This is a genomic window from Streptomyces sp. WG7 (assembly GCF_049975785.1).
Classification (GTDB): Bacteria; Actinomycetota; Actinomycetes; order Streptomycetales; family Streptomycetaceae; genus Streptomyces.
Genome location: NZ_JBNGGE010000065.1, coordinates 14328 through 36647, shown reverse-complemented (window position 1 = coordinate 36647; position 22320 = coordinate 14328). Strand labels below are relative to the sequence as shown.

Annotated in this window: 6 protein-coding genes and 2 pseudogenes; 6 read left to right on the top strand and 2 right to left on the bottom strand. The window is 68.8% G+C overall.

The genetic code is table 11. From position 1 onward, the window contains the following. Positions 1-33 precede the first annotated feature (33 nt). From ACP4J0_RS35405 to ACP4J0_RS35395, 3 genes are all read left to right on the top strand, one after another. Entirely contained in the window at positions 34-3405 is a 3372-nt protein-coding gene (locus ACP4J0_RS35405; protein WP_426603075.1) for a hypothetical protein, read from the top strand. A 112-nt stretch (positions 3406-3517) separates the two neighbouring features. Continuing rightward, complete coding sequence (locus ACP4J0_RS35400; protein WP_426603073.1) at positions 3518-4282, top strand: type VII secretion system-associated protein; 765 nt, start codon at positions 3518-3520, stop codon at positions 4280-4282. Between the two features lie 800 nt (positions 4283-5082). Then, positions 5083-6000, top strand: coding sequence for a type VII secretion system-associated protein (locus ACP4J0_RS35395; RefSeq protein WP_426603071.1), 918 nt, complete (start codon positions 5083-5085; stop codon positions 5998-6000). Positions 6001-6268: 268 nt separating this feature from the next. Here the strand turns inward: ACP4J0_RS35395 and ACP4J0_RS35390 are convergent. Beyond that, positions 6269-6538: pseudogene (locus ACP4J0_RS35390) on the bottom strand (transposase); the annotation flags it as partial. Positions 6539-6628: 90 nt separating this feature from the next. Beyond that, positions 6629-7358, bottom strand: a pseudogene (locus ACP4J0_RS35385) (IS256 family transposase); the annotation flags it as partial. A 1059-nt stretch (positions 7359-8417) separates the two neighbouring features. Here ACP4J0_RS35385 and ACP4J0_RS35380 point away from each other — a divergent pair. Genes ACP4J0_RS35380 through ACP4J0_RS35370 form a run of 3 tightly spaced genes read left to right on the top strand, consistent with a single transcriptional unit; the run spans position 8418 to position 22293 of the window. After that, on the top strand, positions 8418-21614 hold the full coding sequence (locus ACP4J0_RS35380; protein WP_426603069.1) for a lonely Cys domain-containing protein: 13197 nt from the start codon (positions 8418-8420) through the stop codon (positions 21612-21614). Between the two features lie 38 nt (positions 21615-21652). Continuing rightward, positions 21653-22072, top strand: coding sequence for a hypothetical protein (locus ACP4J0_RS35375; protein ID WP_426603067.1), 420 nt, complete (start codon positions 21653-21655; stop codon positions 22070-22072). After that, positions 22069-22293, top strand: a complete 225-nt coding sequence (locus tag ACP4J0_RS35370; RefSeq protein WP_426603065.1) for a hypothetical protein — start codon at positions 22069-22071, stop codon at positions 22291-22293. The genes ACP4J0_RS35375 and ACP4J0_RS35370 overlap by 4 nt, the downstream gene beginning before the upstream one ends. The last annotated feature ends 27 nt before the right edge of the window (positions 22294-22320 follow it).

The following is a 22320-nucleotide window of genomic DNA, read 5'->3' as shown; positions in this document are numbered from 1 at the left end:
GACAGGTGGGCGTGGGACCGGCATGACGACAACATGGTGCTGCACGAGTTGTTGCACTACGCCGGAGTCACCGACCGCTACCACGATCCCGAGTTGCTGTTCGGTAGCGTCCCTGGCAAGGCGTTCGCCTCCGGGGTGATGGCCGATCTGTCCGCCCCGGCCGACGGTCGGCTGCCGGCCGACTACCTGAAGGCGATCGAGACCGCCACCGACTCCGGCCCGGTGGTCTACGACCTGCCCTTGTCCGCGCCCGTTCCCGGGGACACCACTGAGGGTGAGAAGTGGTCCCGGGAGCGGCCGCTGACGGTCTCCGCCCGCCAATCCGGCACGGCGACGGTCCCGGTAGACGTCCCGCGGATCTACCTCTCCCCGCCCGGTTCCACCGTCCCGCCGGTACTGCTCCACGACGGATCCGTCTCCGATGGTCTTCCTGAAGGGGTGGGGACCTCGCCGGCGGTCAGCGCACAGGCCGTCGTCTCGCCGACGAGGGGGGGGATGCTGCCGACGGGGATGGGCAGGGCTGAGTTTGAGATGGTGCGGGCTGAGGTGGTCCGGGAGCTGAAGCGGCTGGGGTGGGATGGTGATCCGGTAACCGACGCGAGGGTGGCGCGGTTGCACGACGGGCTGCCGGCATGGCGGCAGCAGGGGCCGGTCCGGGCGCGGGGTGAGGCCATCGCGCAGATCATCCGCACGGGTGCGCCGGTCCGGCTGCTCGGCGGCGGGTCCGGTCTGGAGGGGGAGTACACGTACCTGGTCTCGTTGCCGCCGGGTTCCTATCTGGAAGAAATGCACGATGTCGCCCTGGCGGAGGGCCCGTATGGCGCTGTGGTGGTTGTTGAGACCAAAGAGATTTATCTAGGGCCGTACGGTCGTTATTACCGGAAGCAGCGGGAAGCGCGCGCCGCGGGCGGTTCGGGTGAGGCTGTGCAGATGGCGATTCTTGAGACCATCATCGGGGTTGCACGCAACCTGCCGGGCGAGGATTCCCGTGTCGACCTCGACCAGGCGTTCCTTGCGTACAAGGACGCCGAGCTTTCGTTCGGCGCGATCCGGGGTCAGCCCGGAAGCCGTCCGTTTATGCCTATCGGAGAGGTTCTGAGGCCGGAGAACGGGTGGCGAATCACGGAAGACGGGGAGGGCGCGCTGGTCGGGCCGAGGCCGATCGGTGACTGGCCGGGTGCTCATGTTCACCACAATATCGGTGTGCCGTTGTCTGTCATGCACCGCTTTCTGGAACATGTCCGCGACAATACGTGGCGTGATCGATCTCGCGGATACCTCACCCAGGATCACCTGTCTGACGCATTGAATTTCGCGGACGCAGTCGCGACCCGCTTCATCAGTTGGAAAAATCTTCAGGGCCGGATCTTGCCCGACCTGAGAAGTTTGCGTCCGCTGGTCACGATCGGTGACCTAGAGGTGCAGGCACTTCGGGGTCATGCTGTGCTGCTCTACGGTTTCGCGGCGATGCATGCTACTACGGAGATTTATGACGATCTTGGCAAGGTCCACGCCGCTGTCCTGCCGCGGCATGGTCCCGCTGCCATGCTCCAGGGCCTTCCGGGGCCCGTGCAGGATTATCTGAGTTCTGACAGAAACGCATTCCTGCACCTCTTTGAAGGTTATTTTCGTGCGAGGGTTCCGGATTTTGACGACCGGTATCGCGCAATCCAGGGTCCGGGTGCTGCGCCTGATGGATGGCCTGTTCAATTGTTGAGTCTGGTCGAGAACTATCTTCTTGCTGGTCTTGATCGGTGGGCTCAGCCGGTAGAGGCAGAATATTTCGACGGGATGACCATCCTGGGTGGTCTCGATACGAATCATGGTTCCACTCTTCCGCTGACTGTGCTGGAGGTTCGTTCCTACGGCGAGCGGCATGTCGACTGGGAGACGGCGAAGGAACACCATGAAAATCTCGTGCATCTCGCAAGAAGGCTGTATAGGGATGTTGCGGTGCGGCTTCACCGTCCGCTGCCCCAGGACTCGGTGAAGTTGCGGCAGGTGTACGAGAGCTACTTCGGTCGGCAGTCCGGCCCGTCTCTTGTGGGTTCGGCTGGTGGTCTGCGTGGTGGGTCGCCGGACACGGGTGTGGATCCGGTGGCGGCTGGGTGGCCGGTGGGTCGCGCGGTGACGGTGGAGGGCCCTCGTCGGGGTGGTGTGGACGAGGTGCCCGCGTCTGAGGTGACTGAAGTGTCGTCGGGTGCCGGTAAGGCGGCGGAGCGGTGGTTCGTGCGTCCGTCGGAACACAGTTCGATGACCGGTTATGAGTACAGTGATGCGGGCCGGATCGCTCTTCCCGATGGTGAGGTGTTGTCGGGAAAGGAGTGGATGCGGTTCGGCGACGACTTCGTTCATATTCCGTCGGGTGCGTTGTTGCGGGGGGACAGCGGCTGGATCGGGCGGGTCGCGAATATGGAATCTCTGCGGGATGTGATTGCTGTCCTGGATCCGGAGGCCGCGCCGTACACGCTGGTGGCGGACGCGTCTGCCATATTCCTGGTGCCGGTGGAGACAGGCGGCCAAGCAGTCCGTATCGCAGTGCCTGGCAACATAGCCTCTGCTGAAATCCTGGCCGACATGCCCGATGCGTTCGTCATCCGCGACCTGCCGCTGGCCGTGAATGCTCCGGACGTCGCGTATCCCGACGCCCCCCTGCCGACCGGCAGATCGGAGACGTGGGAAGCCATCCGCCCCAGCACCTTGCCCGCACCGAGCGCTCCCGCACCGAGCGCTCCCGCACCGGGTCGCCGGCCGGGCACCGCGACGCAGTCACCTACGTCATCCACCGCCGCGTTCAGCAGTCCACCGCTCCTGGTGCAGGGCGGAGCCGATCGCGAGCACCTCGTAGTGAGGGGTGACGGAAGAAGCCTCGCCCTCGCGTTGTCCGACGCGCTGCGCAGCCGCCCGTCACAGCGGCCGGAGGACGGCGGCGACGTTCCGTGGCCGGTCGCCGACGACACCACGGACGCGGACGCGGTGGCCGCGGGCTTCGACTCCTGGCTGGACACACAGCTCACCGACGTCAGCGACGGTGACGGAGTACAAGCGGTGAGCGGGCTTCTCCCCGCCGATGACGGGACCGTCGTGACGGAGACCGACCTGCGCGGCGCGGGTGTCGTTCTGGACGCGGGCCAGCAGATGCGGTTCGTGCTGTCGGGCAGCGTGATGTCCCTCGCGGAACTCGGCCTGAGCCCTGTGCAGCGGTTGCGCCTGCTCCTGCACGGACCCCAGTCACCCGAAGCGACCTACGCCAGGGCTGTACTGGCGGCCCGCAAGCTGGGCATCCACCTCGTCCTCACCGGAGCGGACGGAACAGAACACGGTGTCGGTGATGTGGCGGTACCCGTGATCCGTCTGCTTTCCGACGACTGGTACCGGCCGTTCCTTCCCGAGCAGGAGGAGTGAGCGTGCCGGACACGCGGACGACCGCCGAGCATGCCGCGGGTCACCGACAAAGAGACCGACAGGCCCACCGCGCCAGCGTGGCGCCATGAACCCCCCGAGGAGAAAGCCCAGCATGCCGGAGAACGGAACTCTCCCGGACGCAGAGAACGTCGCGGCGGAGGACCCGGTGGAGGGGGTGGCGTACGACAGCGCGCCGGACTTCATAGGGCCGCTCCCCATGCCCGTTCCGCCCGTCCAGGTGGTCGAGGCGGCCCGCATGGCGCCCGACCACTACATCGGCTTCTACGACTCCACCTGGTCGGGGGAGGGACAACCGCCCGACTGGACGTCGAGCGGGCAGTGGCGCACCGACGAGCACGGCACCATCGTGGACTGGGAGGAGAACGAGGACTACCGTCCGTCGCCGCGGGCGCTGGGCTGGCTGGAGCCGGTCGGGGCGATCGACGCGGCCGTGCAGCTCGCGGCCACCGGGTACGGCCCGGAGGAGGCGGTACTGGAGGCGTTCCACGACGCGGAGCTGGCCGTCTATCTGGAACCCGGGGGAGACCTGTCCATCAGCGTCCTCTCCGAAGAGGGCGAGCGGGCCGTGGCGGTCACCAGCGTCGAGGTCGATCACGACAAGGAGCAGGTGGGAGAGTACGAGGTGATGGCCGTGACGGATCTCCTCGCACGCATCTCGGACGGCTGCGACGTGCTCTTCCTCAGCCCCTCGTCGCCGGTGTCCATGGTGGTGGAGTCGTCCGACCTGCGGCAGGCCCGTCCCGTGGAGACGGAGGTGCCCGCACAAGCGCACGGAGACGGAGACACGAACCCGCCCGGCGGGCAACCGGAGGAAATCTCTGGCGAGGCCGCCCCTTTCTCGACGCCGCCGAGCTGATCGGCCGGCCCGGACGGCCGATGAGCGAGTCCCGCGGGACCGCCGCCGGACACGAACCGACCGCCACCTCCTGCGAGGCAGCGGTCGGTGTCGTGTCGTCGCTGAGGCCGGCTAGGTGCCGTGGCCAGTGAGGACCGGGACGGCCTGGAGCGGGTGGTGCCCGCGGGGGCGGCGCCACTCGGGGAGGAGGTCCGGCCCTTCTCGGAGGGTGAACCGTCCCAGAACGACGCTCCGCCGGTGTGTTCGGTGAGCTGAGGAATGTTGGTGAGTTCGACCTGCCTGGCCAGGAGGGGACGGGTATGGAGCAGGACCTGTTCGCCGCGCAGGGCGGTCCGGGTGGTAGCTCTCATACGGCCCGGTGACGCGGTGGCTGGCTCTCTGGGCTGGGAAGCCGAGGGCGGGACGGTCCACATGGTGGACGGTCCGAGTTTGGTAGGTCCGATGCATCTGTCCTCTGGCACGGTGGGCAGGATGAGGCCTGGTTATGCCGAGAGGCTTATCTGCTGATCAATGAACATGTGTGAGTTCCATGGATGGCGAAACCCACTTCATCCGCCTGGACTGGATCCGGTCCAGGCGGATGCCATGTAGACGATTCCCTGCCGAACGACGGAGGTTCCAAGGGCACTGAACAACCAGGCGCCGAGAAGCCCGTCTGCGGCTCAGCCGGGTACGGCGCGAACTGCACTGGATATTCAATTGCCCTGTCGGCTGCACTGCGAGGCCATCGGTGGCAGAAGAGCGTGAAAACGGTGGAGAGCGGCAGAGAGTCGCAGAAGGCAAGAAGGAGGGAATACCGAATGAGTAGCGAAGGCGCCGACCGAGTGACTTCGGCATCGCTGGGCATGGCGGCGGAGGAGCAGGTGCGGCAGCACCGGTCCGCCGATGCGCCGGAGGGGGACCAGGAGAGCCAGGAGCGGTCTGCCTATGGGCCGGAGGAGGACGCCGCCGCACTCGACGAGGAGCGCGATGGCCCGGAACCGGTTGCGCCCGGGGAGGCATCATCAGAGGAGGCGGCATCGGGAGAGGCGTTGTCCGAGGGAGGGTTCCGGCTCTCCTTGGAGGAAGAGCCGCCAGAGGAGGACGCCCCGCCCCCGCCGCGCATCGTCGAGTTGGCCCGGGCCGTGCCCGGAAGCGTCATCCTCGCCAGCGACCCCACCTGGCGGGGTGGGGATCCCCCACCGCAGTGGGCGGTCCTCGGTTGGTGGAACAGCGATGAGGCGGGTGAGGTCACGGGCTGGGAGGACAATGACAACTACCGACCGTCTCCGTGGTCGCTGGGCTGGCCCCAGCCCGTCGACAAGGTTGATGCCGCGGCCCAGTTGGCGGCGACCGGCTACGGCCCCATGGAGGACGTGTCGCGTGCTCTGGCCGCCGCCGCGGAGGTCGCCGTCGTCCTGGAGGACGACGGCACGCCGGTACTCACCACCGTTCCCAACGGGGCCACGGCCGTCCCGGTCTTCACCGTGCCGCCCCATCCGGCCGATGCCGAGCCGGCCGAGGTCGAGCTGCCCGTCCACCGGATGGTGTCCGTGGCGGACCTGCCCGGTGTGGTGGGGGAGCGGCCGCTGTTGTATCTCAGCTTCACCGCCCCGGCGAGCGTCGTGGTCGAGCTGGGCGATGTGCTGGCCGGGGTCGACGGGCAGAGGGCAGCCAACGAGGCGAACGCCTCCGGCCCAGCGGATGCCTCCGTGTCCCGGCGGGCAGCCCAGACATGATCTATCGGATGCTTCTCACGATTATGCGGAGATAGGGGAGTTCGGGGGAGAGGGGTGTGCTGCGCGGGCTGGGTGGTGTGGTTGAGATGTCTCGGAGGGGGCGCTTGACGCGGAATCGGCTCCTAGTCTCGATCTTTCGTGACGGGCCGTCGGATTTTTCGGCGGTCCGTTTCGGCTTGTCGGGTCGGTCATGGGTAGGACGATGACCCGGCTGTCGCGTCGGGTGTGCGCCGGGTTCCACGGCTCCGGTGGGCGGTTCGAGTTCGTCGAGATGGGCGGCGGCAGAGAACAGCCGCAGTCGTAGGCGGCGGGGCTCCCAGAGCCTCGGCTTGCCGGTCAAGGCGAGCATCGGCAGCCAGGCCGGCAGGTCGAGGGCGAGCTGGACGATCTCCAGCCAGATCCGGTTCTGTGCGGCGTCATGGAGAGGCAGGTTCCGCAGACCGGTGGCGCGTGCGTTGCGGATACGGTCCCACTCCGTCAGCCGAGAGGTGTGAACGGCGTCGATGGCCGGGTCGTCAGCAGCGGTCGTCTCTCCGCATCTGTGAGTTATGTTCCCTGTAGTGGTGTAACCCTGCCGGGTTGATCTTTAGGTGGGTAATTCTTGTCCATGCTTCCATCGGGGGAGGGAGCAGCGGGGGAAGGCGACCCATTCGTCGTGCATCTCGATGAGGACGGCGGTGTGGTGGTCGACGATGACCAGGTGGACCTCGTTCAGGCTCCGTTCGCACAAGGAGCGCAGGGACGCGCGCCAGAAGACTTCGGTCTCGCTGTCGCCGACCATCAGGATCATCAGTCCGAGGACCCCACGTCCGCCATCCTCGGTGATGCCGGTGGCGACGACGACGGCCTGGGAGACGATCTGGTGGCTTACCCGGGCTTTGCGGCGCGTCGCGTCAAGGCAGATATAGGGGAAGCAGGTGTGGTCAGGGGCCGGATGCGGAACACGCCCGGCTCCGCATCGAGGTCGCCGCAGATCCTGGAGACCTCGCTCCAGGAGATATCGGTATCACCCCTCAGGGTCTTGACCAGGTCGTCCACGCTGCGGGTGGACCGTTCTGTACGTACGCTTCCATGATGACGGCGTAGAGGACCTGGTCGATGCGTCGCCGGCGTTCCAGCAGCGATGGGAAGAATGACCCGACGCGGACCTTGGGGATCGCCAGGTCCAGGTCCCCGGCCTGTGTGGTCAGCACCTTCTCCCGATGTCCGTTGCGCATCGTCGTGCGGGTCGCGGTGTGCTCGTCGGGCTCGGCGCCGATACGGGCGGTGGCTTCGGCTTCGATGAGTTCTTGCAGGATCCGCTAGGCCAGGACTCTGATCAACTTGATTCCGTTCGCCGTACGCAGTGACTCCGTCATGTGGAGTAATTGACACTGGGAAACATCGCCTCTCGCTTCAACAAGCCTCACAGGGTGCAGAGTTGCGCGATGACCGCCCCGTGGCCAGGGGTATGCGGAGATCGCTGATACGCCCCTCGGCGGGACACCATTCATCCGTGTGGCACGGTTGGGGACCGGATGAGGCCGGTGTGTCTGTGGGTGGACATGAACCGACCGGTGGTCACCTGCGAGATCTTCATGGATGGCGCCGCACCCTCGAGAGAACACCGATACACCGCCTCGTCTTCATCCGGGCGTTTTCTCGTCTTCTCCCAGATTCTGTGTTACTGGTCTTTTCTCGTGGCAACGCGTGCGGATGCGGGGTGCCGGGGAGGGACGCGGGCCGGTTCGCCTGGATGGTGAGGACGACCGTGTGAGGACAGCGGGTCCGACGAGTGGCTCATCACTCAACTGAGGACGAGGATGAGGATGAGTGTGACCCTCATCGGCAGCAGTGTCACATCCGGGGCGGATCTCAGTCCGGCGTCGTCGGTGTCTTCGGAAGGGATGGCGGAGCGGAGCCCCGCATGCTGCGGCTCGGGAAGGGGCTGTCCCTAACGGCGAAGTTCCGAGGGAGCCGCGAGATATGAATGGCTGGGTTCCGGTCTGGGGTATCACTCTGGCAAGCACCGGACCGGAACGGGTGTGTGGCACTGCTGGTGGAGGAAGCCGCATTTTCATGCGCTACTTTTGGGGCGGATTCGAAGGTGATCAAGGGTTCGCAGGATGCTGCGTTGGCGGAGATTCAGCAGCGGGGTGGCGGTTCGGGCGATGTGAGGCGTTGAGCGGTTCCTGATGGCGATCGACTTCCCGCCGGCGATGGCGGAGTTCATGGAGATCTGGCTGGGGGCGAGTGTCGCTCGTGGCAATGAGGATCTGGGCTTCGACAGTCGTTTGCCGTATCAGGATCTGGCTGGGGATGTGCGGGAGTATCGTGCGCAGGCTCAGCGTGTGTTGTCGTGGGCGAAGAACTCGCTGCCGCCTGCGATCGGGGATCAGTTCGCGCTGGCGTTGGGGCAGTTCGTCTCCGATGGCGGGGTGGATCGTCTGACGGAGCTGGCGCGGGAGGCGGAGAAGGCCGCCGAGCAGCAGGTGGAGTATTCGCGTCGGCTGGCTGAGGCGAAGTACGAGCTCATCTGGGAGTTCGTGCTGATGAAGATCGAGCTGGCGGCGATCGCGGTGGAGGTGGCGTTCTCCGGGGGTGCGGCGGCTGCGCAGATTCCGTTGGTGGAGGCGCGTACGGCGTTGCGGATGATGCTGATTCTGCAGCGTCTGTCGCGCCGGGTTCCGTTGGTGTCGACGACGGTGACGGAGGCGGTCGAGGAGGCGCTCACGTCGCTGGGTGCGCAGTTGACGTCGATGATCGCTCCGGATGCTCCGGAGCGGAAGCGCAAGAGCCTGGACGGCAAGGAGATCGGGGTCTCGGCGTTCTTCGGTGCGGTGGCCGGTGCGGTGGGCGGGGCGTTGGGGCAGGCGGTTCAGGGGGCGTTGAAGGATGTCCTCAAGGACAAGCCGCAGTGGTTCAAGGAGGCGTTGCAGGTTCCGGAGGCCTTCGTCAACGAGGGTGCTGCGGAGGCGGTGGCGGAGTGGTTCGTCAAGGGTGTCGTCTATGGCAAGTGGGATGATTTCAAGCCGGGTACGTTTGTGCAGGCGGGTATCAGTGGGGTGCTGTTCGAGGCTGCTGCCGATGCGACGATCAAGGTCACGGACTTCCTGACGCACAAGTTCAACCAGGGCGCGGTCGGGGCGCAGCACAGCAATGATGCCGCTGATTTTTTGAAGAAGTTCTCCGCCGGCGGTGCTGTGGGCGGGGAGAAGCCTTCCGCGGTCTCGACCAGTTCCGGTGCGTTTGTGGCGGGGGTGGGTGTGGTCGGTGGTGGCCCGGCGGCCAGCACGTCGTCCACCACCTCCGACTCGGCTTCCTCCAGCACCGGTTCTGGGACCGCCGTCTCCGCTGTCTCCGACACGGCTGCCGTCTCAGACACCGGTACTGTCTCCGACACGGTTGCGGTTTCGGACACGGCTGCTGTCTCAAGTCCGGTGGTGGAGGAGGCTGGTGTCTCCGGTGGGCAGGTGGCCGGGGCCGATCTGCCCGGGGCGCTGTCCGCCGCGCAGAGGCCACTGACGGCTTCCACCGTGCCGTCCGCCGTGCAGGGCACCGGCACCAGTGAGGGTTTCCCCACCGGGGTAGCGCACAGCGAAGCCGATGCCTCCTCCTTCGTCCCGCCTGTCTCCTCCGTTCCCCCTGCCTCCTCCGTTCCCCCCGCCTCCTCCGTTCCCCCCGCCTCCTCCGTTCCCCCTGCCTCCTCGGTCCCCTCTGCTTCCTTCGACCCCTCTGCTTCCTTCGTGGGGAGCGCCGGTGTTCCTCCCGCTACGGCGCCTTCCTCGTCTTTCGCCGGCGACGTGGACAGTGACAGCCTCTCGGTCAGCGAGGTCAGTGACTTCAGCGATGACGCTTACATACCCTCCGATCTCAGTGAGGTCAGTGCCCTCAGCGACCTCGGTGACCCCAGCGACGTCGGTGATTTCGGTGACCCCAGCGATGTCGGTGAGGTCGACCGTGACGGGAGCTTGGACGGTACGGTCGGAGCGAACGGCGCGGGTCTCACTCCGTCCGCGTCCTCCGCCCTGTCTTCCTTCTCCGGCCTCTCCGGTTCCGGTCCCGGTTTTGCTGGGGACGGCTTCGACGACACCGCTCCGGAATCCGGCGAGTCCAGCGACAGCGACAGCGACAGCGACGCCGGGTCGACGGCCAGTGACGACACGGCGATCACCGATCCCGACACCATCGGTGATGCCGACAGCGGCATGAGCGGTTTCTGGGAGGGTGCCGTGGACAGCGGGGTGCCGCTTGCCTCCAGTACACCGGTCACCTCCTCCTCCTTGCCCCCCACTCCGGCTCAGGTCCAGAGCCCGGGGCAGGCGCCGACCGATGTGGCCGGGCAGGAGATCGGCGAACCGGACGCTCTTGCTTCGGCGCAGCCCACGCCGGAGACCACTGGCGGCACCGGTCAGATGTCCGGTGGTGTCTCTCCTGCGGTGGGTGCCGCGTCCGCGCTGTCTGGTGATTCGGCGCAGGGCCCGGCGGAGCAGGCACTTCCTTCCAGGGAGCCCGGCGATTCGGATGAGTCGGTGGAGTTGGGTGGACCGGTGGAGTCGGGCCAGTCGGTGGCGCTGGGTGGACCGGTGGAGTCGGGCCAGTCGGTGGCGCTGGGTGGGCCGGTCGAATCGGGTCAGTCGGTGGCGCCGGCGCCGGTCTCCACCAGCACTACCTCCACCACCAGCACCGCTGCCACCGCCGCACCCGTCGCGGATGTGTCGGTCACCGAGGTCACCCCTTCCGTTCCCGCGACGCCCGCGCTCAAGTCCGCTGTCGAACCCGGGCAGTTAGACCAGGCCGTCGCCGGTGCCTCCCACACTCCCGCTCCCGCTTCCGTGTCGACAGGGGTGCAGCCGGCCGTGGCCAAGGCCCTCCAGTCGGTCTTTTCCAGCAGTCCGTACAGCGTCCATGTCCAGCCCGTCGACAGGGTGCCTACCACCGCCGACGCCCCCGGTCCCGCGCGGACCCCCGCCTCCGTGCAGAGCACCATGCACGCCCCGGTTGCCACCTCTGCCTCGGCCGCCGCCACTTCTGTCCCCACTGTCACCCCCGCCCCCGCCGTCACCTCCGCCCCGACCGTCTCGGCCGCCGCTTCCGACCCGGTCTCCTGGTCGGGGGCTGCTCCCGCCCCCTGGCAAACCGCTGCCTTCACCGCCTCGGAGGCCGGAGAGGTGCGGCAGTCGGGGTGGACACCGGCAGCCCCGATGTCACCGGCGCGTCAGAGGCGGACGAGGAAGGACTGGGGTCATCCGCCGGCCGTCTTCCACCCGGTCAAGGACGCCAGCACGGGCAAGCTGATCGGTCAGGTTTCCTTCAGCACCGTCGATCTGGCTCCGCGCATGGAGAAGTACGGCAAACTCTCCGAGCAGAAGCAGTTCGTGCAGTGGCACCTGGACGAGCAGGGCAAGAAGGTGGGTGCCTGGCGCGATCTGCCGCCCGGAACCGAGGGTTCTTTCTTCCTCGGCATGCACTACGACAAGAAGGGTTTCCGTGTTGAAGGTGCTGACGGCAGGGCCCACGTCTTCAGCGCCGAGGAACTCGGTGAACTACTGGAGGACAACCCTGCCCTCCAGGACTTCACGGACATCACCCTAATTGCCTGCGAGTCCGGTCGCGACATCCCCACCGGGGAACACGGGACCAGCACCAACGCCGCGCAGGTCATCGCCGACCTCACGGGAAAGACAGTCCACGCCCCCACCGGCAAGTTCCAGTTTGCCAACATTCGCCCTGCTGGCGCGGGTCCATCCATCGGCCTCTCCGAGGGCGAGGACGGAACAAAGTCGGAATTCCGCACCTTCCGCCCCTCGCAGGCCCTCTCCCCGCAGTCCGGCCCGACCTCTGCTCTGCCCATCAGCACGCCCGCCCGCCCCCCGTTCGAGGGACTGGACACGCTCCCGAACATGGTCCTCCCTCCTCCGAACGCGGAGTGGAACAGTCCCGGCCATGGTGGTGACGAGAGCGCCGGAGCCACCGTGTCACTGACGGAGTTCTCCGCCGAGCAGGTGCTGGAGAACGTTCTGGGGGCGCGGCCGGGAGATAAGGGTTTCGATGATCACCGTGCCGGGTGGGAGGTCCTGAAGGCGGTGTGGGCGGCGGATGCCGCGCTCTCCCGGCGCCCGCTGGATCGTGGTGCGCTGGAGCAGGCGACCCGCGCGGTGCTTCATCTGCCCGAGGGGAAGGACATCACCGGCGGCACGTATCAGGAGTTCTTCAAGGTGGCGGCCGAGGCCAAGACCGAAGACCGTGCGGAGACGATGGCAGCGCTCGCCGCGTTCCACCTCGACCGGTATCTGGGGGTGTTCTCGGGGCCAGGCAGGATGGACACCATCAGCGGGACCGTGCCGGGGCGCGCCTGGAGGAAGTCGCCGGTCGATTCCCTTGACCTGGACCGTGTCGGTGTCCTCCGAGAGAAGACGATGTATGTGCGGGACGCCGTGTGGGCCGGTGGCGAGAAACCGTATGTGCTCCTCGCGGACGGCAGCCACGAGGGTGTCTCGGCAGTGGACGACAAGGGCGAGCGGCATCGGGTGGGAGTTGAGGAGCTGGCGGAGCTGCTCAAGCATGATCCCGTGATGCCGGCGGACGGTCCGGTGGTGCTTTTGGTGAACCGGGCGGGGGCGGGCGGTCTGGAGTTGCCCCGGTTGGTGGCCGACCGGCTGGGCGGTCAGAACCGTGTGGTGTGGGCCACCGACGGAAGGCTCGTCTTCGGGCGTAGCGAGAAGTCGAACAACGTTCATGCGCTCCTGCATGATCACAGGCCCGGTAAGGAACCGGTGGGCAAGTGGATACCCAGCAGGCCCGGGTATGTCCGCCCGCCGGGCGCGCAACCGGGTTCCTTCCGCACGGTGGACGGCAGGGTGTACCCCGATCACAGCGTGATGTGGGGCACGGTGCTGAACCGGCACGGCACGGACATTCACGGATCGGCCAGTATCAGCCCGCAGGATGCCGCTCAGAGGCCGGAACTTCCTCATCTTTCCGATATGCCGCGCTGGCGCCGGTATTACAAAAATCAGGCTGCTGTGGGTTTCGCCTGGGATATCGCGGACGAGACCGACCCGAAGATCGGGTATTCGGTGATCGCCCACGGCACCGAGAAAGCCGTCAAGTGGTGGATGCGTGACGGCACCCAGGTGCAAGTGGATTACGAGGAGTTCGGCAAGTACCTGAAGCGTGATCTCTTCTTCCAGAAGCTGAACAAGGAAAACGCCGTACACCTGCACGTCTGCTACGCGGGGTCACCGGCCCCGGGTAGCGATCCGCTGGAGGTGCCCCGCAACGCTCAGAAGGTGGCCAACGCCGCCGGGATGACGATGCGCGCCGCACCCACGATCGTCGACATCGCGCCCCCGAACGGGAAGTCTGCGGCGACGCTGTGGCTGTGGAACTTCACGGACAAGCCGGAGTCGGTTCCGCGGCTCTTCTATCCCGAGCCGTCCGAGAGGGAGCTGCTGGCCCTGGCCGAGGAGCATCTCCCCCCGAACAGCCCGCTGTTCGATCAGCCACATGAGCGGATGGTGCGGATCGTACGTGCCATCAGTGAGATTTTCGGTCTCGCTCCTGATAAGCGGCCTGCTGATCGGTTGCTGGCGGCGTTCATACGGCTGGAGCGGATGCGTCTGGCGGACTCGGCCTATGCCGCGGAGCGTGGCCCTCTGACCTGGGCACTGCTGGAGAAGATCGCCGGGCAGTACGCGCAGGAGCAGGAGAAGAGACAGGAGCAGCCCGGCACTTCGGGCGACCTGTCGGTGTTCTCGGCGATACGGGAAATCCTGCACCAGGTGGAGGCGCTGGAGCAGCAGGCCGGCGCTCAGGAGGTCCCCCTGAGCGAGGTCCTCAAGCGCCCACCGCTCCTCTCCGAACCCACCGACGCACTGCCGTACACCCTGGACCCCGCCGCCTGGGACGACCGGGGCCCCGACGTCTGGTCGAAGGTCGGGTCCGCGCCCGAGGAGCCGACCGCGCCGGAGGACTCCGGACAGCCCGAACCGTCCGATGAACCGGACAGCGCCAGTGATGAGGTGCTGGTGTATGCGGAGGGGGAGTGGAACAGCCCCGACAGCGATGAGCAGGCCCCTTCGCTCGACACCGTGGACAACGCGCTGCCCGTGGCGCCCAGCCCGCAGGCCACCACTTCCTCTCTTGAGTCTCCGGCGCTCAAGGGCGCGCGGGTTCCGGAGTTCGTGTCGGTTTCGGAGAGTCCGGTGGGCAGGGAGGGTTGGTGGTCTCGTCGTGGGTGGGCGGCTCCTGCCTGGTTGGTGACCGAGGTCTATGATCCGGCGCGTGATCCGCTTGCCGGTGAGCGGGTTGTCGGTGGTGGCCATTTGTTGGGTGGTCGTCACACGTTGGTGCGGGCCGGTGTCCGTCGTGTGCAGGCCGTGGATGGTCGTTGGGTGCGGGATCTGGAGATTGTTCTGCCCGTGCGGTCCGGTGAGGGTTTCGCGGCTGGGGAGTTGGCGGCGTTCGAGGCCGGGTTGAACACGTTGCTGGATGAGCGTGTCAATACCGGTTTTGTTCTGCCTGTCTCTGGTGATCAGCTGAATGTGGGTGTGCGTCTGGTGCACGTGCCCGGGCATCGGCAGGCGGTGGAGATTTCCCGTGCCGGGGAGCCCGGGCGTGCGGACCAGTTGCATTTCCGGCTGCACACCGCCACTACCATCGCTGATGCTGACAGGTGGGTGTGGGGCCGGCGTGACGACAGCATGATGTTGCACGAGTTGCTGCATTACGTCGGTGTCGCCGACCGTTATCTCGATCCTGATGCGCTGTTCCGTGATGTTCCTGGGAAGGCGTTCGCCTCGGGGGTGATGGCGGATCTGTCGGCTCCGGTGGACGGCCGGCTGCCGGCCGACTACCTGAAGGCGATCGAGTCCGTCACCGATTCCGGTCCGGTGGTCTATGACCTGCCCTTGTCGACGTCCGTTCCGGGGGACGTCACGGGGGGTGAGGCGTGGTCCGGGGAGCGGCAGTTGACGGTCTCGGCCCGTCAGTCCGGCACGGGGGCGGTTCCTGTGCGGGCTCCGTGGGTGTATCTCTCCCCGCCTGGTTCCACGGCCCCGCCGGTGCTGCTGCACGCCGGGGCGGGTCCTGGCGGTCTCCCTGACACGACCGACATCTTCCTGGCGGCCACCGACGAGGACCCGCTCTTCGGTGCGAGTCGGGCACCCGGGTCCGGTCACGGGAGCCAGGCCGCTCCCACCGTGCTGGAACAGCGAGGTGGTGAGGACCTTGCCGACCACGCGCTGCCCGCCCCCGGCGACACCGCCCCGGACGAGCCCTGGGCGGTGGTGCTGCCGCCGGGGTTCACCGACGCCGACGCGCCGCTGCTGCGGGCATTCGTCACCGAGAAAACCGACGGTGAGCCCGGTCTGCTGACCAGGGCGGTCGAGGCCGCCGTGCGGCGGGGGCTGGAGGTCCCCTCCCTCGGGTTCCCGGCGCTGCTGACCGACGACCCTCACTTCACTGGCCTGGTGCAGGAGGCCCGGACCCTCGCGGACGGGCTCGGCGAGGCCGATCGAGAGGCCTGGCTGCACGAAGTGCGGGAGGCGCTGCTACAGCGAGCCGCCGAACTGTACGGGCAGGTGCGCGACCGCCTCACCCATGTCCTGCCGGAAGAGACCGCCACCGACACAGACCTCCGCGACGAGCACGACGGTCAGGAGGGCCACGACGGCCGGCCCGGACAGGACGGAGAACCGGGAGCTGAGCCGGAAACGGAGCAGGTTCGGCCGGGCGCGGAGCCGGAAGCCCCCTGGTACGTGGACGAAGGCGCACTCGGCCACGCATTCGTCCGGTACGCCCGTATGCCGCAGCCGGACCAGTCCGCCGCAGGGGGGCCGTCCACGGAGCGGACGGCCACGGACTGGGCCCACGCCGTCATCGACGGCCTGCGCGTCCACTCCGCCCCGCGCGCCGACGGCAGGGACCCCGACGCGGCCGTGTATCCCGCGCTCCGGGCCGCCCTGCGCGACCTGCTGCTCACCGACGACCCCAAGGCGTGGAGCGACCTCCTGGCCAAGGGCCGGATGCTGGAGGCCGACGGCCACGTGGTGTGGCTGCGCCCCCAGGTGCGCAACCTCCGTCCGCAGCCCAAGAAACCGGCCGGCGCGGTGCGCGACTACTCCGTGGGATTCGCGGCGACGTCCACAGGCGGGGAGAAGTCGCGCGATATCACCCATGGCATGGAGTCCGCGCTGCTCAACGCCATCAGCATCAGCTCCCGGGCGGCCTCCACGGTCCTGCTCGGCCTGCCGAACATCACCGCGAGCGTCTCCCGCAAGCACGTCCGCAAGTGGAAGCGCGACGTCGTCTCCGGACGCAAGCTGTTCATCGTCGACACCAACGACTTCGACGCCGACCTGGAGGTACGCGTCTTCGTCGACGGCGTCGAGCGCCCCCACGGTGTGATCTCCCCCCTCGAGATGGCCATCGGCCTGCCCAGCGCCTACACCGCGCCCGGCGCACCGCGTCCCGACCGCGGTGTGCCGCAGCCCGCGCCCCTGCCCGGCGAGCAGAGCGAGGGGGACGGGGCCTTCCAGCGCCCCACCCGGGCGAAGATCACCCTCAACGCCATGGACACGACCGCCGCGGTCGCCGACCTGCAGGCCGCCCTGCTGGAGGCCGGCATCCGGGCCGCAACGGTCGTACGCATCGTGGCGCAGGCGCAGGAGACCCTCAACGAACGATCCGTGCTCAACCGCAGCCGCTGGCTGCTGACCAGCGGCGACATCACCAACCCGATCCACGTGGCCACCGTGGCGGCCAGGTCCTTCGACGGCCATTTCCACATCCGGGCCCGGATCGAGTCCGTCCAGTACGTGGGCATGACCGAGGGCGTGGGGGTCCGCGACGACATCGGCGGCGGCCTGTCCGCCGAGACGAAGAGGGACGGAGGGTCCAAGACCTCCCTGGGCTTCCAGTTCAGCCTCCTGGGCGGAGGCGGGGACTCCGCCGCCCGGGGGGTCTTCCCCGCCTTCGGCGTCAAGGGAACCGGGGAGCGTTCCGACGGCCACTCCCTCAACACCACGGGGCAGCAGCACACCGTACTGAACACCAGGTCGGACCAGGCCCGTTACCGCACCCGCCTGCGCCTGACGGTGACCCCCCAGTCGGTCAGCCACACCGTCCGCCCGGTGGAGACCACCGTCACCGGGGAGACCGCGATGCCGTTGCTGGAGGCGCCCGGCTTCGAGGAGCGCCTGCTGGGCAGCGTGGTGACCCCCGCCGTGCGCGCCCTGTTCCACGGGCCGCCACTGCCCCAGGAGCCGCCGCCCGGTCCCGTCGACGCCCAGCCGTGGGTCCGCGCGCTGCTGCGCGAGTCGGGTACCGCCCCGGTGTTCGACCCCACCCGTCCGGCGCGGCTGGACACCCCGCTGCCGGCCCCGCACTCCCGTGAGCCGCTGGCCCTGGCGACCCGGCGGGGGCAGGGCTTCGGCATGCTCAGTGAACTGCCGGGTTCGGAACTGGTCCTCGACCAGTTGCGCTCGGGGATCAGGGCGGACCTGGAGAAGCGGCGGGGGAAGAAGGCGGCGAGCGCCGACTGGTCCCAGACCGACCGGGAACTGCTGATGTTCTTCGGCACTCCCGCGTTGGAGTCCGACCTGTCGGCCCTGCTGACGGGCATCGCGCACACCTTCACCGTGGGCGGGCGCACCTACCGCGCCGGGGTGCGCGGACATCTGCGGGAGCGGCTGGAGGACGTGTACGCCAGCTATCCGCGCACGGTCAACGCCCGCTCGGTGACGTCCCGCAAGACCGCCGGCCACCTCAAGCGCAAAGGGGGAGCCGAGGCCGGCGTCGGCGGCGGCGTACGGCTCGGGATCAACAACTGGGCCCGCTTCCAGCTCGGGCTGTTCCGGCTGCTCGGCACCAGGGGCAAGGACAGCAGCCAGGAGCTGTCCAGCAGCTCCAAGGCCTACCGTCGTACCGAGACCACCCAGGGCGTCGACGAGCACGGCTACAACATGGTCTACGAGCTGTTCCTGCAGCCGGACCCGGAGGACGACGGGCCCACCACCACCTGGTGGATCGACCGGCCCGACGACGTCACCGCCATCGTCGACGTCCCCCACGAGCACGTGCCCACCGCCCCGCTGACGCCCGAACAGCTCACCGCCGCGGGACAGTGGCACATCAGCAACAGTCCGCCCCGGGGGGACGTGCCGAGGGTGAACCTGGCCGAGGGCGGCACCTCGGGTATCTACCCGGCCTTCCTCGACATGCCTCGGCTGCCGGAGCTGGCCTCCTCCCTGCACGCTCTGCTCAACGGCCTGAAGCCCGACGAGGCGCGGGCGTGGGCCGCGGACTGGCGGAACTGGCCCGACGCCATCCGTGAGGCGGCCAAGACAACCGAGCTGGGCGGCGCCATCGACGCCATGGCCGGCCCGGCCGGCCACGTCATCACCCTGCCCGACCGGGACGGCTACAAGCAGGCGATCCGCCTGCACCTGGAGGCCCTGAACCCGGAGGACCTCGGGCGGACTCCGGGGGGCGACACGGAGATCGAGCACTACCTCCAGGCCGCCGAGCACCACCAGGACGGGCGGGACACCTTCCTCAAGGCGGCGAGCGCCAACTCCCTGGGCCCGCAGTTCTTCCTGGGCAGCGAGGCCGAGAGCGACCACGCCGAAGAAGCCGACAGCGAGGAGAGCACCCCGCACACCGGGGGGAGCGGCGCCGGCGGGCGGCTCACGCTGGCCCTCCTCTTCGGGACCCAGCGCACCTGGACCAAGGAGCGCAAGAACAAGCGGGGGCACGTCACCATCACCCGCGCCACCTACGGCGGCGCCACCCACACGGTGCGCGCCACCCCGGTCCTCAAGGTCACCGCCGTGCGCTGGAAGGGCGGCACCATGGAGGAGGTGACCCGCTACCTGTCGGTCCGGGACGCACTGGACCTGCTGATCCCCGAGCGCAGGATGCGGGACCTGCTTCCCGGGACCGGGACCGAACCCAAGCCCGGGACCGGGCCCGGACCCGCATCCGGCGCCGGGCAGCAGGAGGAACCCCGTACGGTGGCCCACCCGGCCATGCTCCCCGGCATCGCCCACCCCGAGCTGCTCACCGCCGACGCCGTACTGCCCGCGATCCTGGGCAAGCTCCGCGAGCGCGGTCTCCTGCGGGACAAGCTCCTGCGGGACAAGGATGGTGACCGGCCGAACCTGCTGCAGCGCCTGCTGACCGACAGCTACTCCTCCCAGCGGCTGGAGATCCTGTACCCGGCCCTGACCACCTCCGGGGTACGGCGCTGGGTGCCCCTCCCCGGCCCGCTCGGCACCACCCGCTACCTGTGGATCAACGTCACCGGCACCCTCCGGCCCGCCACCGACGACCGGCCCCGCCCGGACGTCACCCTCACCCTGCGCAGCCAGGGCATCCGGGAGGAGGAGACCGGCACGTCCGTCACCGACCGCCGTCACGCCGGCTTCCTCTTCACCGCCCGCGGCGGCGCCGACCACAAGCACGGCGGTGCCGAGTTCGGTGCCGGCTACGAGTCCAGCTCCGGCCGCGGCCAGGGGGAGGCCCACGAGACCAAGGACATCTACCGCACCTCCACCAAGGACACCGCCCACGAGTTCAACCACCCGATGACGTTCCGCATCGAGATGGGGACGAGCACCAAGCCGCCCACGCTCGTCGAGCTTCCCGTCCGCGGTGCCAAGTGGGCGCTGCTGTCCGCCGGCAGGGGACTGGGCACCGACACCCCGCACCGTTGGTGGGAGACCCACGAGCCGTGGGTGTGGTACGAGGACAGCGCCGCCGACGGCAGCCCCCCGCTGACCGGCACGGTGCGGCTGCTGGTGCCCCAGCACCTGACCCTCCCCCTCGGCGCTGAGGGAATCGACGCGGACCTCGCCCCCTCTCACGGCACCGACCCGCGCTGGACCCGGGCCGCCGCGAGCGACGGGCAGCGCCCGACCGCTCCCGTCCCCGGTGTGCCGCAGCAGATGATCGACAACCTGCACCCCTGGGCGGTCCCGGCGGCCACGGCCGTCCAGCGCTGGGCCGCGTCCGCCGCCCGCCGCTACGCCAAGGGCAAGGCGCCCGACCTCACCGACGGCCGGCCCCCCCACGTGTACGGCCTGGGCCGACACACACTGGCCGGACGGCTGTTCGAGCACTACACCAGTGAGGGCATGCTGCGGCCCAACATCGCGGACCTGCTGACGGGCAGCTACAGAATCCCGGTGGGGGACGACACCGTCATGGCCGGCCTGGAGCTGACCGCGGCCCACCCCCTGCTCCCCGGAACGGGGGCGCGGTTCAAGGCCCGCCGCTACCAGCAGAAGGACCACGCCCCGACCAGCAGCAGCGAGAAGGCCTCGGGCTGGTCGCTGGCCTTCGGTCCCGAAGGCGGTGGCGACACCCACGGGAGCCAGGAGACCGAACGGGCACCCCTCGAACTCCTCGCCGTCGAGGACGGCGAGAAACACGACCAGAAGGCCTCCGAGACCGACGAGAGCAACAAGGAGAGCACCCGGAACTACCGCCACTACCGCTTCGACGCGCGCCTGGTCCTCCACGGCCCCGGCGGCACCGTCAGCCTGGACGTGGACCGCGCCCTGTACGGCATGCTCCCCCTGGAAGCGGACGGGCAGAGCCTCGTCGACGGCCTGGAGGAACTCTTCCCCCTCCTGCGGGACACCGCCACGGCCACGGCCACCGCCACTGCCGCCGTCACCTCGACCACCACGACCACCGGCCCCCTGCCTGTGATCGAGGAGACCGAGGAGGGGACGGAAAAAACCGCGGCGGTCGCCGTGGAGAGCACCGGGGACGGCGCGGCACCGGCGCAGCGGGACGAGGCCTCCGGGCCGTTCGGCGTCCCCCCGCGCCCCAACGACGGGACGCCCGCCTATCCGGCCGCCGAACTGGGGAACGCGTCCTCGGCGCAGTCCCCGCAGGGGTCCGGCCTGCCCTCGAACCCGCGCGAGCACCTGGGGAGCGCCCGCCGGGACGACGGTGACCCGCTGCCGCAGGACACGGAGCCGGCCCCGGTAGAGCTGGGCCTCGTCGAGCTGGACAGCGAAGCGGAGCGGCCCGTAGAGGCGCTGCTGGAGGCACTGCGCCGGGGCGCGCCGGACCTCCTCACCAGTGAGGCGGCGCGGCGGCTGGGCATCGACTTCAGCGGCCCGCACGCGGCGGTCGCCGACGCCCTGTACGACTGGGCCGGGCGCGAGGTCACCGACGACGACCTCCCCGCCGGCACCCGGCTGCTCGCCCCCGGGCACCGGGCCACCGTGGCCGATCTGAAGGCGGCCGGCGTCGCGGTGCCCTCGGCGAAGGAGGCCGAGGCCACCCTGCTGGGTACGCTGCTGGCGACCGGGGATCTCGGTCTGACCCCGCTGCAGGAGTTCCGGCTGCTGGTGCGCCAGGACCCTGCGCAGGAGGCCGTCGTTTTGGTCATGGCCGGCCTGCTCGGCCGCAGGCTCGGCTTCCGCGTCGAACTGACCGGCCCCGGCGGTCCGGGGGACGTACGCCGACTGGTGAAGACCCCCGCGGCGGCCCCCGTGCCTGCGCCCGACCCGGGCCGCGCGACCCACTCCCCGAGGTCTCCCTGGCCGACGCTGCCCTCACCCTGGCCACCGGGACCGACCCGGACCAGCGCGTACGTGACCTCCTCGACCTGCTGAGGGTGCTGTACCGCACTCCCGCCGATGACCTCCCTACGATGGCTCCGTTCCTCGTCCGCGAGAACGCCTACCGTGCCGCGCGGCCCGTAGGCGCCGTGCCCTCTCTCGCCGTACGGCTCAGTGAACTGATCGACTCTGTCGCCCTGAACAGCGAGGCTTTCGCCCACCACGTACGGACCTGGCGAGGCGTCGGTGCCACCAACGACGAGCTGTACGCGCTGTACGACGAGATGATGTCGCTGGCCAACGCACTGCGGGACCCTCCGGAGGTGACCGCGGACCCGGTCCGGGCGCTCGCCACACGGCTGCCCGGCCTGTCCACCGCCGACCGTGCCACGACGCTGGCGTTGCTGCCGCCTGGGACCGGGAGCGGCCGGCCAGTGATGCCACGCTGGTGGAAGCCTTGCGTGACGGGCTCGCCCCGGCCGAGTTCGCCTCGGTCGCGGCGCACCTCATGACGCAGATACCCGACGGGGTCGAGCAGCCTGTCTCCGCCGGTGAGCGGGCCCGTGTCCAGATCGCCCGGCTGCTGCAGGACCCCGACGATGCGGCGCGGCTGCTCAAGCTTGGTGCGCGGGTGGTGGTGGTGCCCAGGACGGAGGCCATGACGTCCCTGGACGCCCCGGGGCATCCACCCCGCGCCCTGGGGACGCGCCGCCTAGGCCCTGTTCTCGCATAGCTACCGCCAGGTGGCGTGTAGCACTGA